The sequence below is a fragment of the Pseudomonas sp. Pseusp21 genome, from assembly GCF_059492145.1.
Map to the genome: position 1 here is coordinate 4,859,608 of NZ_CP168520.1, position 15,088 is coordinate 4,874,695.

The 15,088-nt window shown below is 61.1% G+C and carries 11 protein-coding genes; 10 read left to right on the forward strand and 1 reads right to left on the reverse strand.

The annotated features are described in order from the left end of the window. The first annotated feature begins 17 nt into the window (after positions 1-17). The 8 genes from lptF (at position 18) to pdxJ (ending at position 8,441) form a co-directional block, all read left to right on the forward strand. Positions 18-1,139: an LPS export ABC transporter permease LptF gene (gene lptF, locus ACEN93_RS21970; RefSeq protein WP_495610496.1), complete on the forward strand. Its 1,122-nt coding sequence runs from the start codon at positions 18-20 to the stop codon at positions 1,137-1,139. Beyond that, a complete protein-coding gene (gene lptG / locus ACEN93_RS21975) occupies positions 1,132-2,193 on the forward strand; it encodes an LPS export ABC transporter permease LptG (protein WP_074691203.1) in 1,062 nt (353 codons plus the stop codon). Before lptF ends, lptG begins: the two co-directional genes overlap by 8 nt. A 172-nt stretch (positions 2,194-2,365) precedes the next feature. Continuing rightward, the gene (gene lepA, locus ACEN93_RS21980) at positions 2,366-4,162 is read left to right on the forward strand and encodes a translation elongation factor 4 (protein ID WP_039769508.1); all 1,797 of its coding nucleotides are present in this window, start codon (positions 2,366-2,368) and stop codon (positions 4,160-4,162) included. A 9-nt stretch (positions 4,163-4,171) separates the two neighbouring features. Beyond that, on the forward strand, positions 4,172-5,026 hold the full coding sequence (lepB, locus tag ACEN93_RS21985; RefSeq protein ID WP_074691207.1) for a signal peptidase I: 855 nt from the start codon (positions 4,172-4,174) through the stop codon (positions 5,024-5,026). A gap of 182 nt (positions 5,027-5,208) precedes the next feature. Next, complete coding sequence (gene rnc / locus ACEN93_RS21990; protein ID WP_011332589.1) at positions 5,209-5,898, forward strand: ribonuclease III; 690 nt, start codon at positions 5,209-5,211, stop codon at positions 5,896-5,898. Continuing rightward, positions 5,891-6,793: a GTPase Era gene (gene era / locus ACEN93_RS21995; RefSeq protein WP_039769512.1), complete on the forward strand. Its 903-nt coding sequence runs from the start codon at positions 5,891-5,893 to the stop codon at positions 6,791-6,793. The genes rnc and era overlap by 8 nt, the downstream gene beginning before the upstream one ends. Before the next feature lie 167 nt (positions 6,794-6,960). Beyond that, on the forward strand, positions 6,961-7,650 hold the full coding sequence (recO, locus tag ACEN93_RS22000; protein WP_495610497.1) for a DNA repair protein RecO: 690 nt from the start codon (positions 6,961-6,963) through the stop codon (positions 7,648-7,650). 47 nt (positions 7,651-7,697) lie between these two features. After that, positions 7,698-8,441, forward strand: a complete 744-nt coding sequence (pdxJ, locus tag ACEN93_RS22005; protein WP_064382428.1) for a pyridoxine 5'-phosphate synthase — start codon at positions 7,698-7,700, stop codon at positions 8,439-8,441. A gap of 125 nt (positions 8,442-8,566) precedes the next feature. Here the strand turns inward: pdxJ and mltF are convergent, their stop codons facing one another. Further along, positions 8,567-10,027: a membrane-bound lytic murein transglycosylase MltF gene (gene mltF, locus ACEN93_RS22010; protein WP_011332593.1), complete on the reverse strand. Its 1,461-nt coding sequence runs from the start codon at positions 10,025-10,027 to the stop codon at positions 8,567-8,569. Between the two features lie 285 nt (positions 10,028-10,312). Between mltF and purL the strand changes: the two genes are divergently transcribed. Beyond that, positions 10,313-14,209: a phosphoribosylformylglycinamidine synthase gene (gene purL / locus ACEN93_RS22015; RefSeq protein WP_074691210.1), complete on the forward strand. Its 3,897-nt coding sequence runs from the start codon at positions 10,313-10,315 to the stop codon at positions 14,207-14,209. A 5-nt stretch (positions 14,210-14,214) separates the two neighbouring features. Beyond that, positions 14,215-14,526, forward strand: a complete 312-nt coding sequence (locus tag ACEN93_RS22020; RefSeq protein ID WP_039769519.1) for a YqfO family protein — start codon at positions 14,215-14,217, stop codon at positions 14,524-14,526. The last annotated feature ends 562 nt before the right edge of the window (positions 14,527-15,088 follow it).

Below are 15,088 nucleotides of genomic sequence, written 5' to 3' on the forward strand. Positions count from 1 at the left end.
ACCCTGGAGTGTCTGGTTTGATCGTCTTCCGTTATCTGTCCCGCGAAGTCCTGTTGACCCTGAGTGCGGTAAGTGCCGTGCTGCTGGTCATCATCATGAGCGGTCGCTTCATCAAATACCTTGCCCAGGCCGCCGCGGGCCAGCTCGATCCGGGATCGCTGTTCCTGATCATGGGCTACCGTCTGCCGGGCTTCATGCAATTGATCCTGCCGCTGGGGTTGTTCCTCGGGATTCTGCTGGCCTACGGCCGGCTGTATCTGGAAAGCGAAATGACCGTGCTCTCGGCCACCGGCATGAGTCAGCAACGGCTGTTTCGCACGACCCTGTTCCCGGCCACCCTGGTGGCACTGGTGGTTGCGTGGCTGAGCCTGAGCCTGGCCCCGCAAGGCGCCAACCAGTTCCAACTGCTGCTGAACAAGCAGGACGCCCTGACCGAATTCGACACCCTCGAGCCAGGCCGCTTCCAGGCCCTGCGCGACGGTACGCGGGTGACCTACACCGAAACCCTGAGCGACGATCGGGTCAACCTTGGCAGCGTGTTCATTTCGCAGAAGAACCTCGGCGCCAACCAGAAAGATCGCGGGATTTCCGTGCTGGTGGCGGAGAAAGGTCGTCAGGAAGTGCGTCCCGACGGCAACCGCTACTTGATCCTCGACAATGGCTACCGCTACGACGGCAGCCCGGGTCAGGCCAACTACCGCGCCATCCACTACGAAACCTACGGCGTACTGCTGCCCAAGCCGGATGTCAGCGAGGAAGTCACCGACCGTGACGCCATGCCGACTTCGTCCCTGCTGGGCAGCGACGACATTCGCTCGAAAACCGAACTGCAATGGCGTCTGTCGCTGCCGTTGCTAGTGTTCATCGTGACCCTGATGGCGGTGCCGCTGTCGCGGGTCAACCCGCGTCAGGGGCGTTTCCTCAAGCTGCTGCCGGCGATTCTTCTTTATATGGCTTACCTGACCATCCTGATTGCCGCCCGCGGCGCCCTCGAGAAAGGCAAGATTCCACCGGCGCTCGGCTTGTGGTGGGTGCATGCGATCTTCCTGGTCATCGGTCTCGGTCTGCTGTACTGGGAGCCTTTGCGCCTGAAGCTGGCCAGCCGTCGCAGCGCAGCGCTGGAGGTGGCCCGTGGTTAAACTCGACCGCTATATCGGCAGCAGCGTGTTCATGGCGATCATCGCAGTGCTGGCGATCATTCTCGGCCTGGCCACCTTGTTTGCGTTCATCGACGAGATGGGCGACGTCAGTGACACCTACACCCTGGTCGACGTTCTGAGCTTCGTGCTCCTGACCGCGCCGCGTCGGCTCTACGACATGCTGCCGATGGCGGCGCTGATCGGCTGCCTGATCGGTCTCGGCAGCCTGGCGAGCAGCAGCGAGCTGACCGTCATGCGCGCCGCCGGTGTGTCCATCGGGCGTATCGTCTGGGCGGTGATGAAGCCGATGCTGGTGCTGATGCTGGCCGGTGTGCTGATCGGCGAATACGTGGCGCCGGCCACCGAAAGCATGGCCCAGGCCAACCGTTCGCTGGCGCAAGGTAGCGGCGACGCGCAAAGCGCCAAGCACGGCATGTGGCACCGCCAGGGTGACGAATTCATTCACATCAACTCCGTGCAACCCAACGGTCGTCTGTACGGCGTGACCCGCTATCACTTCGACAAGGAGCGTCATCTGCTCAGCTCGAGCTTCGCCAAGCGCGCCGAGTTCGACACCGATCACTGGCAGCTCACCGACGTGACCACCACCAAATTCCACGAGCGCAGCACCGAAGTGGTCAATACGCCGGTCGAGCGCTGGGACGTTTCCCTGAGCCCGCAACTGTTGAGCACCGTGGTGATGGCGCCGGAATCGCTGTCGATTACCGGTCTGTGGGGTTACATCCACTATTTGGCTGATCAGGGCTTGAGCAACGGTCGTTACTGGCTGGCATTTTGGGTCAAGGTGTTGCAGCCGCTGGTGACCGCCGCGCTGGTGCTGATGGCAATCTCCTTCATCTTCGGCCCGCTGCGTTCGGTGACCCTCGGTCAGCGGGTGTTCACCGGTGTGCTGGTGGGCTTCACCTTCCGCATCGTCCAGGATCTGCTGGGTCCATCCAGCCTGGTATTCGGCTTCTCGCCGCTGTTCGCGGTGCTGGTGCCGGCTGGCGTGTGTGCGCTGGCAGGTGTCTGGCTGTTGCGCCGAGCCGGTTGATGAACAAGGTTTCACCCACGCTTTAGCCTTGAAAACGCCTCGGTCGCCAGACCGGGGCGTTTTTGCATGCAATCCGGGTGACAGGCGAACGTGACGCTTGCGCCGTGTATCAGGTACAATTCCCGGCTATTTTTCGGCGGGCCAAGCCTGCAGCCTTTTTGAGTGTTGATCCGTGAGTGATTTGAGTCATATCCGCAATTTCTCCATCATCGCCCACATTGACCATGGCAAGTCGACGCTGGCTGACCGTTTCATCCAGATGTGCGGTGGCCTGGCCGAGCGTGAAATGGAAGCCCAGGTACTGGATTCCATGGATCTGGAGCGCGAACGCGGGATCACCATCAAGGCCCACAGCGTTACCCTCTATTACAAGGCCAAAGACGGCGTCACCTATCAGCTGAACTTCATTGACACCCCGGGCCACGTCGACTTCACCTACGAAGTCAGCCGTTCCCTGGCGGCCTGTGAAGGTGCGCTGCTGGTGGTCGATGCGGGGCAGGGCGTGGAAGCCCAGTCCGTGGCCAACTGCTACACCGCCATCGAGCAGGGCCTCGAGGTCATGCCGGTCCTGAACAAGATCGACCTGCCACAGGCCGAGCCCGATCGCGTCAAGGACGAGATCGAGAAGATCATCGGCATCGACGCCACCGACGCCGTCACCTGCAGCGCCAAGACCGGCCTGGGTGTCGACGAAGTGCTCGAGCGTCTGGTCGCCACCATTCCTGCGCCGACCGGCAACATCGAAGATCCGCTGCAAGCGTTGATCATCGACTCCTGGTTCGACAACTACCTGGGCGTTGTCTCCTTGGTGCGCGTGCGTCATGGCCGCGTGAAGAAGGGCGACAAGATTCTCGTCAAGTCCACCGGCAAGGTGCATCTGGTCGACAGCGTGGGTGTGTTCAACCCGAAACACACCGCCACCGCTGACCTGAAGGCCGGCGAAGTGGGCTTCATCATCGCCAGCATCAAGGACATTCACGGTGCGCCGGTCGGTGACACTCTGACCCTGAGCTCCACCCCGGACGTTCCGGTGCTGCCAGGTTTCAAACGCATCCAGCCGCAGGTTTACGCCGGTCTGTTCCCGGTCAGTTCCGACGACTTCGAGGACTTCCGCGAAGCGCTGCAGAAACTGACCCTGAACGACTCGTCGCTGCAATACACCCCGGAAAGCTCCGACGCGCTGGGCTTCGGCTTCCGTTGCGGCTTCCTCGGCATGCTGCACATGGAAATCATCCAGGAGCGCCTGGAGCGCGAATACGACCTGGACCTGATCACCACGGCGCCAACCGTAATCTTCGAACTGGTGCTGAAAACCGGTGAAACGATTTACGTCGACAACCCGTCGAAGCTGCCGGACGTCTCGTCGATCGAAGATATGCGCGAGCCGATCGTGCGCGCCAACATTCTGGTGCCGCAGGAGCATCTGGGCAACGTCATCACTCTGTGCATCGAGAAACGCGGTGTGCAGGTCGACATGCTGTTCCTCGGCAATCAGGTGCAAGTGACCTACGACCTGCCGATGAACGAAGTGGTGCTGGACTTCTTCGATCGTCTGAAATCCACCAGCCGCGGCTATGCTTCGCTGGACTACCATTTCGATCGTTACCAATCGGCTAATCTGGTGAAACTGGACGTGCTGATCAACGGCGACAAGGTCGACGCTCTGGCGTTGATCGTGCACCGTGACAATTCGCACTTCAAAGGTCGCCAGTTGACCGAGAAGATGAAAGAGCTGATTCCTCGTCAGATGTTCGACGTGGCCATCCAGGCTGCCATTGGCGGTCAGATCGTCGCCCGGACAACCGTCAAGGCACTCAGAAAGAACGTATTGGCCAAGTGCTACGGCGGCGACGTCAGCCGTAAGAAAAAACTGCTTGAGAAGCAGAAGGCCGGTAAGAAACGCATGAAACAGGTCGGCAACGTGGAAATCCCGCAAGAAGCCTTCCTCGCCGTGCTCAGGTTGGAATAGTCAGGTCCTATGTCACTAAATTTCCCGCTGTTGCTGGTCATTGCCGTGTTCGTCTGCGGTCTGTTGGCGTTGCTCGATCTGTTGATCCTGGCACCGCGTCGGCGTGCCGCCATCGCCTCCTATCAGGGCAGCGTCAGCCAGCCTGATGTGGTGGTGGTCGAGAAGCTGAACAAGGAACCGCTGCTGGTCGAATATGGCAAGTCGTTCTTCCCGGTGCTGTTCATCGTGCTGGTGCTGCGTTCGTTCCTGGTGGAACCGTTCCAGATTCCGTCCGGCTCGATGAAACCGACCCTGGACGTCGGCGACTTCATTCTGGTGAACAAGTTTTCCTACGGGATCCGTTTGCCGGTGATCGACAAGAAGATCATCGAAGTCGGTGACCCACAGCGCGGCGATGTGATGGTGTTCCGCTACCCGAGCGACCCGAACGTCAATTACATCAAGCGTGTGGTCGGCCTGCCGGGCGATACCGTGCGGTACACCGCCGACAAGCGCCTGTTCGTCAACGGCGAGTCGATTGCCGAGCAACTGGTCGGCTCCGAGCCGGGTACGTTGGGCAGCGCGGAACTCTACAAGGAAAAACTCGGCGCCGCCGAGCACCTGATCCGCAAGGAAATGAGCCGCTACCGCGCCACGCCGGACCATAGCTGGACCGTGCCGGCCGGTCACTACTTCATGATGGGCGACAACCGCGACAATTCGAACGACAGTCGCTACTGGGATGATCCGAACATTCCCAAGGATCTGCTGGGCATGGTTCCCGACCAGAACATCGTCGGCAAAGCCTTCGCGGTCTGGATGAGCTGGCCGGAACCGAAACTCAGCCACCTGCCGAACTTCTCGCGGGTCGGCCTGATCAAGTAAACAAACACGGCGCTGTTGACCACAGCGCCGAATGCATTTCTGGCGTCGGCACAACCGGCTCCGGGGCATGAAGCCACGATATTCAGGACGTCATTTTTGAACACAGCGTTAATTGTCCCAGGCCTGCGCCGTATCCCGGCGATGGCAGTGGAATCCAGCCACGAACTCAGCGTGGGTAAACCGTGAGCGTTTCTCTAAGCCGTCTCGAGCGTCAGCTCGGTTACACCTTCAAGGACCAGGAACTGATGGTCCTGGCCCTTACGCACCGCAGCTTTGCCGGACGCAACAACGAGCGTCTGGAATTCCTCGGCGATGCGATCCTCAATTTTGTTGCCGGCGAAGCCTTGTTCGACCGTTTCCCGCTGGCGCGCGAAGGCCAGTTGTCGCGTTTGCGCGCACGACTGGTGAAAGGTGAGACGCTGGCGGTGCTGGCCCGCGGTTTCGATCTGGGCGATTACCTGCGTCTGGGGTCCGGCGAGTTGAAGAGCGGCGGTTTCCGTCGCGAGTCGATTCTGGCCGACGCCCTTGAAGCGCTGATCGGTGCGATCTACCTCGACGCCGGCATGGAAGTCGCCCGCGAACGTGTACTGGCCTGGCTGGCCGGCGAGTTCGAAGGCCTGACGCTGGTCGACACCAACAAGGATCCGAAGACCCGCCTGCAGGAATTCCTGCAATCGCGCGGCTGCGAATTGCCGCGTTATGAAGTGGTGGATATCCAGGGCGAGCCGCACTGCCGTACCTTCTTCGTCGAGTGCGAAGTTGTCCTATTGAATGAAAAAAGCCGGGGTCAGGGTGTGAGCCGTCGTATTGCCGAACAGGTAGCGGCCGCCGCAGCACTGATTGCCCTGGGTGTGGAGAATGGCAATGACTGATACAAACGCAACGCGCTGTGGCTATGTTGCCATCGTCGGCCGTCCCAACGTGGGCAAGTCCACGCTGCTGAACCACATCCTCGGCCAGAAGCTGGCGATCACCTCGCGCAAGCCGCAGACCACTCGCCACAACATGCTCGGGATCAAGACCGAAGGCGACGTGCAGGCGATCTACGTCGACACTCCCGGCATGCACAAGGGTGGCGAAAAGGCCCTGAACCGCTACATGAACAAGACTGCTTCGGCCGCGTTGAAAGACGTCGACGTGGTGATCTTCGTGGTCGATCGTACCAAATGGACCGAAGAAGACCAGATGGTTCTGGAGCGCGTGCAGTACGTGACCGGCCCTTTGATCGTCGCCCTGAACAAGACCGACCGCATCGAAGACAAGGCCGAGCTGATGCCGCACCTGTCGTGGTTGCAGGAACAGCTGCCGAATGCGCAGATCATTCCGATCTCGGCGCAACACGGGCACAACCTCGACGCGCTGGAAAAGGTCATCGCCGACCATCTGCCGGAGAACGATCACTTCTTCCCGGAAGACCAGATCACCGACCGCAGCAGCCGCTTCCTCGCCGCCGAACTGGTGCGCGAGAAGATCATGCGCCAGCTCGGCGCCGAGCTGCCGTACCAGATCACCGTGGAAATCGAAGAGTTCAAGCAGCAGGGTGCGACGCTGCACATCCATGCGCTGATCCTCGTCGAGCGTGACGGCCAGAAGAAAATCATCATTGGCGACAAGGGCGAGCGCATCAAGCGCATCGGCACCGAGGCGCGCAAGGACATGGAGCTGCTGTTCGACTCCAAGATCATGCTCAATCTGTGGGTCAAGGTGAAGGGCGGCTGGTCCGACGACGAGCGTGCGCTGCGTTCGCTGGGTTACGGCGACCTGTAAGCGCTGATCCCGAGAACACCGATACCCACTGTGGGAGCGAGCTTGCTCGCGATAGCGGTATTTCAGTCGACATCCTTGTTGTCTGATACACCCTCATCGCGAGCAGGCTCGCTCCCACATTAGTTTTGGGTTTGTGTGTAAAACTGCGTTTCGTCATCGAGAACTCAATGTCGCAAAGCCCGCCTCCCGCCCAACCCGCCTACGTCCTCCACTCCCGCGCCTACCGCGAAACCAGCGCCTTGGTGGACTTCCTCACGCCACAAGGTCGGCTGCGGGCGGTGTTGCGCAGTGCACGGGGCAAGGCCGGGACATTGGCGCGGCCGTTCGTGCCGTTGGAAGTGGAGTTTCGCGGCAAGGGTGAGTTGAAGAATGTCGGGCGCATGGAAGGCGTCGGCAACGCGACCTGGATGGTCGGCGAGGCGCTGTTCAGCGGCCTGTATCTCAACGAACTGTTGATTCGCCTGTTGCCCGCCGAAGACCCACACCCGGCAGTATTCGATCATTACGCGGCGACCTTGCTGGCATTGGCCGAAGGCCGGCCGCTGGAGCCGCTGCTGCGTTCTTTCGAATGGCGGCTGCTCGACGACCTCGGTTACGGCTTCTCCCTGAACACCGACATCAACGACGAACCCATCGCTGCGGATGGCCTATACCGTTTGCAGGTGGATGCCGGGCTCGAACGGGTCTATCTGCTGCAACCCGGCCTGTTCAACGGCACCGAACTGCTGGCCATGGCCGAAGCCGACTGGTCGGCACCGGGCGCGCTGTCCGCCGCCAAGCGCTTGATGCGCCAAGCTTTGGCCGTGCATCTGGGCGGTCGTCCTCTCGTCAGTCGCGAGCTGTTTCGCAAGCCCTGATCTCGCCGTATGCTGTGCGCCGAATCTTTCCATTCAGGAGCGCATCCGTGACCACCAGCAATCGCATTCTTCTTGGCGTGAACATCGACCACGTCGCCACCCTGCGTCAGGCCCGGGGCACGCGCTATCCGGATCCGGTCAAGGCAGCGCTGGACGCGGAAGAGGCGGGCGCTGACGGCATCACCGTGCACCTGCGCGAAGACCGTCGGCACATTCAGGAGCGCGACGTGCTGCTGCTCAAGGATGTGCTGCAAACCCGCATGAACTTCGAAATGGGCGTCACCGAAGAGATGATGGCGTTCGCCGAGCGCATCCGTCCGGCGCACATCTGTCTGGTCCCGGAGACTCGTCAGGAGTTGACCACCGAAGGCGGTCTGGATGTGGCAGGGCAGGAAGAGCGGATCAGGGCGGCGGTCGAGCGTCTGTCGAAGATCGGCAGCGAGGTATCGCTGTTCATCGACGCCGACGAGCGGCAGATCGCTGCGTCGAAGCGCGTCGGCGCACCGGCCATCGAGCTGCACACCGGGCGTTACGCGGATGCCGAAACGCCGACCGAAGTGGCTGAAGAGCTCAAGCGTGTGGCGGACGGCGTGGCCTTCGGTCTGGCCCAGGGCCTGATCGTCAATGCCGGCCATGGCCTGCACTATCACAACGTCGAGGCGGTTGCCGCAATCAAGGGCATCAACGAGCTGAACATCGGTCACGCGCTGGTGGCGCACGCGTTGTTCGTAGGCTTCAAGTCTGCTGTCTCTGAAATGAAAGCGCTGATCCTGGCCGCCGCCAAGCACTAAGCCTCGACAAAAAAGCTGTGGGAGCGAGCCTGCTCGCGAAAGCGCTGTATCAGTCAACGATGATGTCGGCTGACACGACGCCTTCGCGAGCAGGCTCGCTCCCACATTTGTTTTTGGGGTGTTTGTTACAACGGGGCGGGCTCTTGAGCCGGTTTCGATTTGTCGATCCCCGGCACATGCAGGTTGCCCTCGGCCACCTGATCGCCTTCAAGCTGCGGCTGGGTCACCCAGGTCAGGATGTCGTAGTAGCGACGGATGTTCGCCACGAAATGCACCGGTTCGCCGCCCCGGGCATAGCCGTAGCGGGTCTTGCTGTACCACTGCTTCTGCGACAGGCGCGGCAGGATCTTTTTCACATCCAGCCACTTGTCCGGGTTCAGCCCTTCCTTGGCCGCCAGTTTGCGCGCGTCATCCAGATGACCGCTGCCGACGTTGTAGGCCGCCAGGGCAAACCAGGTGCGATCCGGTTCCTGGATCGACTCGTCGAGCTGATCCTTCATGTAGGCCAGGTACTTGGCGCCGCCCATGATGCTCTGCTTCGGATCGAGGCGGTTGGACACGCCCATGGCCTGGGCAGTGTTCTGGGTCAGCATCATCAGCCCGCGCACGCCGGTCTTCGAGGTGACCGCCGGTTGCCACAGCGATTCCTGATAACCGATCGCCGCCAGCAGGCGCCAGTCGACTTTCTCTTTCTTGGCGTAGGCCTTGAAGTGCTGTTCGTATTTGGGCAGCCGCTGCTGCAAATGTTGGGCGAAGGTGGTGGCGCCCATGTAGCCGAGGACGTCGACGTGGCCGTAATAACGGTCTTTCAGACGTTGCAGGGTGCCGTTCTTCTGCACCTTGTCCAGATAACTGTTGATCTCGTTGAGCAGGCTGTTGTCTTCGCCGGCGGCCACGGCCCAGCTCTGGCTGCGCGCGTCGCCGAGGTCGAAGGCCACGCGGATGTTGGTGAAGTACACCTGGTTCATCGCCACTTCGTTGGAATCGACCAGGGTCAGGTCGATCTGACCTTCATCGACCATGCGCAGCAGGTCGACCACTTCAACGGCGTCGGACTCTTCGTACTGGATGCCAGGATATTTCTGTTTCAGCTCCGCCAGTTGTTCGGCGTGGGTGCTGCCCTTGAGCACCATGATCTTCTTGCCCACCAGATCGCCCGCATCGGTAGGGCGTGACTGGCCGTTGCGATAGATGATCTGCGGGGTGACTTCGAGGTAGGAGCGGGAAAAGCGCACCTGTTTCTTGCGCTGTTCGCTGCTGACCAGGCCGGCGGCCGCCAGTACCGGGCCGTTAGGCTTGCCGACCTGGTTGAACAGATCGTCGAGGTTGTCGGCGGTTTCGATCTTCAGCTCGACCCCCAAATCGTCGGCAAAGCGCTTCACCAGCTCGTATTCGAAGCCGGTTTCACCGCTGCGATCCTGAAAGTAGGTGGCGGGGCTGTTTCGGGTGACCACCCGCAGCACGCCATCCTCCTTTACGCGCTCGAGTGTGTTGGGTTTATCAACACAGCCACTGAGCATCAGGAAGAGTCCGGTAGCGATCAGCCATTTGGCGTATCGCGGACGCAAAGCCGTTGGGGAAAACATGTGCGCAGTATACGCAAAGGACAACGGGCGCCATATCTCGACAGTCGAGGGGTTGTCTGCTAGGCATCACAAAACCGCGCGAAACCCCGCAGAAACGGGCCCGAAAGGCATTTTGTGACAGAAAAAATAACCCGCCTTGCAACACCCCATAAATTTGACCCTCAAGGCAGGAACACCACTCGACATCCGGGTGCAACCGTGCGTAGCGTTTCGGGTGATGTTGAGGGCGGTTTAGGCTAGAATGCACGGCCTCAAAGCACACCCCTTCCCGAGGCTGTCCCGAAGATGTTGATCCTGCGCGGCGCTCCTGCCCTTTCTGCCTTTCGCCACAGCAAACTCCTTGAGCAACTGAGCCAGAAGGTTCCAGCTGTCAGTGGCCTGTATGCTGAATTCGCTCACTTCGCCGAAGTCACCGGCGTCCTGACCGGCGACGAACAGCAGGTGCTTGCGCGCCTTCTGAAGTACGGTCCAAGCGTTCCGGTTCAAGAGCCGACCGGTCGTCTGTTCCTGGTGTTGCCGCGTTTCGGCACCATCTCGCCATGGTCGAGCAAGGCCAGCGACATCGCCCGCAACTGCGGCCTGAGCAAGATCCAGCGCCTGGAGCGCGGCATCGCGTTCTACGTCGCCGGCCAGTTCAGCGAAACCGAAGCGCAGCAGATTGCAGACGTACTGCATGACCGCATGACCCAGATCGTTCTGGCCAACCTCGAGCAGGCCGCCGGTCTGTTCAGCCACGCCGAACCGAAGCCGCTGACCGCCATCGACATCCTCGGCGGCGGTCGCGCCGCGCTGGAAAAAGCCAACGTCGAACTGGGCCTGGCCCTGGCCGAAGACGAGATCGACTACCTGGTCAACGCTTTCAACGGTCTCAAGCGCAACCCGCACGACATCGAACTGATGATGTTCGCCCAGGCCAACTCCGAGCACTGCCGCCACAAGATCTTCAACGCCAGTTGGGATATTGACGGCGAGAGCCAGGAAAAAAGCCTGTTCGGCATGATCAAGAACACCTATCAGATGCACAGCGAAGGCGTGCTGTCCGCTTACAAGGACAACGCCTCGGTGATCGTCGGCAACGTCGCCGGCCGCTTCTTCCCGGATCCGGAAACCCGCCAGTACGGCGCGGTGCAGGAGCCGGTGCACATCCTGATGAAGGTCGAAACCCACAACCACCCGACTGCGATCGCTCCGTTCCCGGGCGCGTCCACCGGTTCCGGTGGCGAGATCCGCGACGAAGGTGCAACCGGTCGTGGCGCCAAGCCGAAAGCCGGCCTGACCGGTTTCACCGTGTCGAACCTGCAGATCCCGGGCTTCGAACAGCCGTGGGAAGTGCCGTACGGCAAGCCTGAGCGCATCGTCAACGCGCTGGACATCATGATCGAAGGCCCGCTGGGCGGCGCTGCGTTCAACAACGAATTCGGTCGTCCGGCCCTGACCGGCTACTTCCGTACCTTCGAACAGTCGATCACCACCCCGCACGGTGACGAGGTTCGCGGTTACCACAAGCCGATCATGCTGGCTGGCGGCATGGGCAACATCCGTGAAGAACACGTCAAGAAAGGCGAGATCGTTGTCGGCTCCAAGCTGATCGTGCTCGGCGGCCCGGCGATGCTGATCGGCCTGGGCGGCGGCGCTGCTTCCTCCATGGCCACCGGCACCAGCTCGGCGGATCTGGACTTCGCTTCGGTTCAGCGTGAAAACCCTGAAATGGAACGTCGCTGCCAGGAAGTCATCGACCGTTGCTGGCAGCTGGGTGACAAGAACCCGATCAGCTTCATCCACGACGTGGGTGCGGGCGGTCTGTCCAACGCCTTCCCGGAACTGGTCAACGACGGCGACCGTGGTGGCCGTTTCGAACTGCGCAACATTCCAAACGACGAACCGGGCATGGCCCCGCACGAAATCTGGTCCAACGAATCCCAGGAACGTTACGTTCTGGCGGTCGGCCCGGCCGACTTCGAGCGCTTCAAGGCGATCTGCGAACGTGAGCGTTGCCCGTTTGCCGTTGTCGGTGAAGCCACCGCCGAGCCGCAACTGACCGTGACCGACAGCCACTTCGGCAACAACCCGGTGGACATGCCACTGGAAGTGTTGCTGGGCAAGGCGCCGCGCATGCACCGTTCGGTGGTTCGCGAAGCCGAGCTGGGCGATGACTTCGATCCGTCGAACCTCGACATCGGCGAAAGCATCGAGCGCGTTCTGCACCACCCGGCCGTGGCAAGCAAAAGCTTCCTGATCACCATCGGCGACCGCACCATCACCGGCCTCGTGGCCCGTGACCAGATGGTCGGCCCTTGGCAGGTTCCGGTGGCCGACGTGGCCGTCACCGCCACCAGTTTCGACGTCTACACCGGTGAAGCGATGGCGATGGGCGAGCGCACTCCGCTGGCGCTGCTGGATGCGCCGGCGTCGGGCCGCATGGCCATCGGCGAAACCCTGACCAACATTGCCGCCTCGCGCATCAACAAGCTCTCCGACATCAAACTGTCGGCGAACTGGATGTCCGCTGCCGGCCACCCGGGCGAAGACGCGCGTCTGTACGACACCGTGAAAGCGGTCGGCATGGAACTGTGCCCTGAGCTGGGCCTGACCATTCCGGTGGGCAAGGACTCGATGTCCATGGCCACCCGCTGGAACGACAACGGCGAAGACAAGACCGTCACCTCGCCGATGTCCCTGATCGTGACCGGTTTCGCGCCAGTGGCTGACATCCGTCAGACCCTGACTCCGGAACTGCGCATGGACAAGGGCACCACCGACCTGATCCTGATCGACCTCGGTCGCGGCCAGAACCGCATGGGCGCCTCGATCCTGGCGCAGGTTCACGGCAAGCTCGGCAAGCAGGCTCCGGACGTCGACGACGCCGAAGACCTGAAAGCGTTCTTCGCCGTGATCCAGGGCCTCAACGCCGACGGTCACCTGCTGGCTTACCACGACCGTTCCGACGGTGGTCTGCTGACCTCCGTGGTGGAAATGGCCTTCGCCGGTCACTGTGGTCTGAGCCTCAACCTGGACAGCGTTGCCGAAAGCTCCGCTGAAATCGCCGCCATCCTGTTCAACGAAGAACTGGGTGCCGTGATCCAGGTTCGCCAGGACGCGACCCCGGACATCCTCGCCCAATTCAGCGCTGCCGGTCTGGGCGACTGCGTTTCCGTGATCGGTCAGCCGATCAACAATGGCCAGATCAACATCACCTTCAACGGTGACACCGTGTTCGAAGGCCAGCGTCGTCTGCTGCAACGTCAGTGGGCCGAGACCAGCTACCAGATCCAGCGTCTGCGCGACAACGCCGACTGCGCCGAGCAAGAGTTCGATGCGCTGCTGGAAGAAGATAACCCGGGCCTGAGCGTCAAGCTGAGCTACGACGTCAACCAGGACATCGCCGCGCCTTACATCAAGAAAGGCATTCGCCCACAGGTTGCCGTGCTGCGTGAGCAGGGCGTCAACGGTCAGGTGGAAATGGCGGCAGCGTTCGACCGCGCCGGTTTCAACGCGATCGACGTGCACATGAGCGACATTCTGGCCGGCCGCGTCGACCTGAACGAGTTCAAGGGTCTGGTGGCCTGCGGTGGTTTCTCCTACGGCGACGTTCTCGGCGCCGGTGAAGGCTGGGCCAAGTCCGCACTGTTCAACAGCCGTGCCCGCGATGCGTTCCAGGGCTTCTTCGAACGTAACGACAGCTTCACCCTCGGCGTGTGCAACGGTTGCCAGATGATGTCCAACCTGCACGAGCTGATCCCGGGCAGCGAATTCTGGCCGCACTTCGTGCGCAACCGCTCCGAGCAGTTCGAAGCGCGCGTGGCGATGGTTCAGGTTCAGGAATCGAACTCGATCTTCCTGCAGGGCATGGCCGGTTCGCGCATGCCGATCGCCATCGCTCACGGTGAAGGCCATGCCGAATTCGAAAGCGAAGAGGCACTGCTCGAAGCCGATTTGTCGGGTTGCGTGGCGATGCGTTTCGTCGACAACCACGGCAAGGTCACCGAAGCTTACCCTGCCAACCCGAACGGTTCGCCGCGCGGGATCACCGGCCTCACCAGCCGCGACGGTCGCGTGACGATCATGATGCCGCACCCGGAGCGTGTGTTCCGCGCCGTGCAGAACTCGTGGCGTTCGGAAGACTGGAACGAAGACGCACCCTGGATGCGTATGTTCCGTAACGCTCGTGTGTGGGTGAACTAAGCGCTGTGTACAAGCTCGCGTTTTTTGTTCCCGACAGCCATGTCGAGGTGGTCAAGGATGCTGTGTTCGCTGCCGGTGGTGGGCGGATTGGCGACTATGACCACTGTGCGTGGCAGGTGCTTGGCTCTGGTCAGTTTCGGCCTCTGGACGGGAGTCAGCCGTTCATTGGTCAGGCTGGGCAGGTTGAGCGGGTCGAGGAGTGGAAGGTTGAGCTTGTCGTTTGCGATGAGTTGATTCGCTCGGTAGTGGCGGCTCTTAAGTTGAGCCATCCCTACGAGACGCCGGCTTATGAGGTTTGGCGGTTGGAGGATTTTTGATCTTCCTTGGCTGCTGATACGGGAAACCCGCTGAGAGTGATTTCAGCGGGTTTTTTGGTTTTTGGGATTGAGTGAATATCCGTTGCTTCGGGTGTTGCCACTGGCGGTTTCGCCCTTACGGCGAGTCACTTTTTTCAAACGCCCGGAATGCCGGCCCAGAAAAAAGTAACCAAAAACGCTGGGCCCCGGCGTTCGGCACCTCGCTTTGGCTCGGTGTTCCTTCGTTCCGGGATTCATCCGGGGGCATCGCCTACGGTTTGCTTCGCTGCACCTCCTCTCGATGCATGCGGCTTCGCCGCACGGTCGCTGCGCTCCCACCCCCGGATAAATCCCTCCACTCAGCCTGCCGATGGGGCCGGCACGTCAAAAGCCTTACTCGAGCTAACGCTCATCGTGTTGAGTGGTGGGGAGCGAAAGCAGAAGCGGAAGCAGGAAGCAGGAAGCAGAAGGTAACTTTGTACTGCTTGATCGTTCCCACGCTCCGCGTGGGAATGCAGCCTGGGACGCTCCGCGTTCCATTTTCGAATGTTTAAAGATGTGTGGGTTTTACCGAATCTTCCCA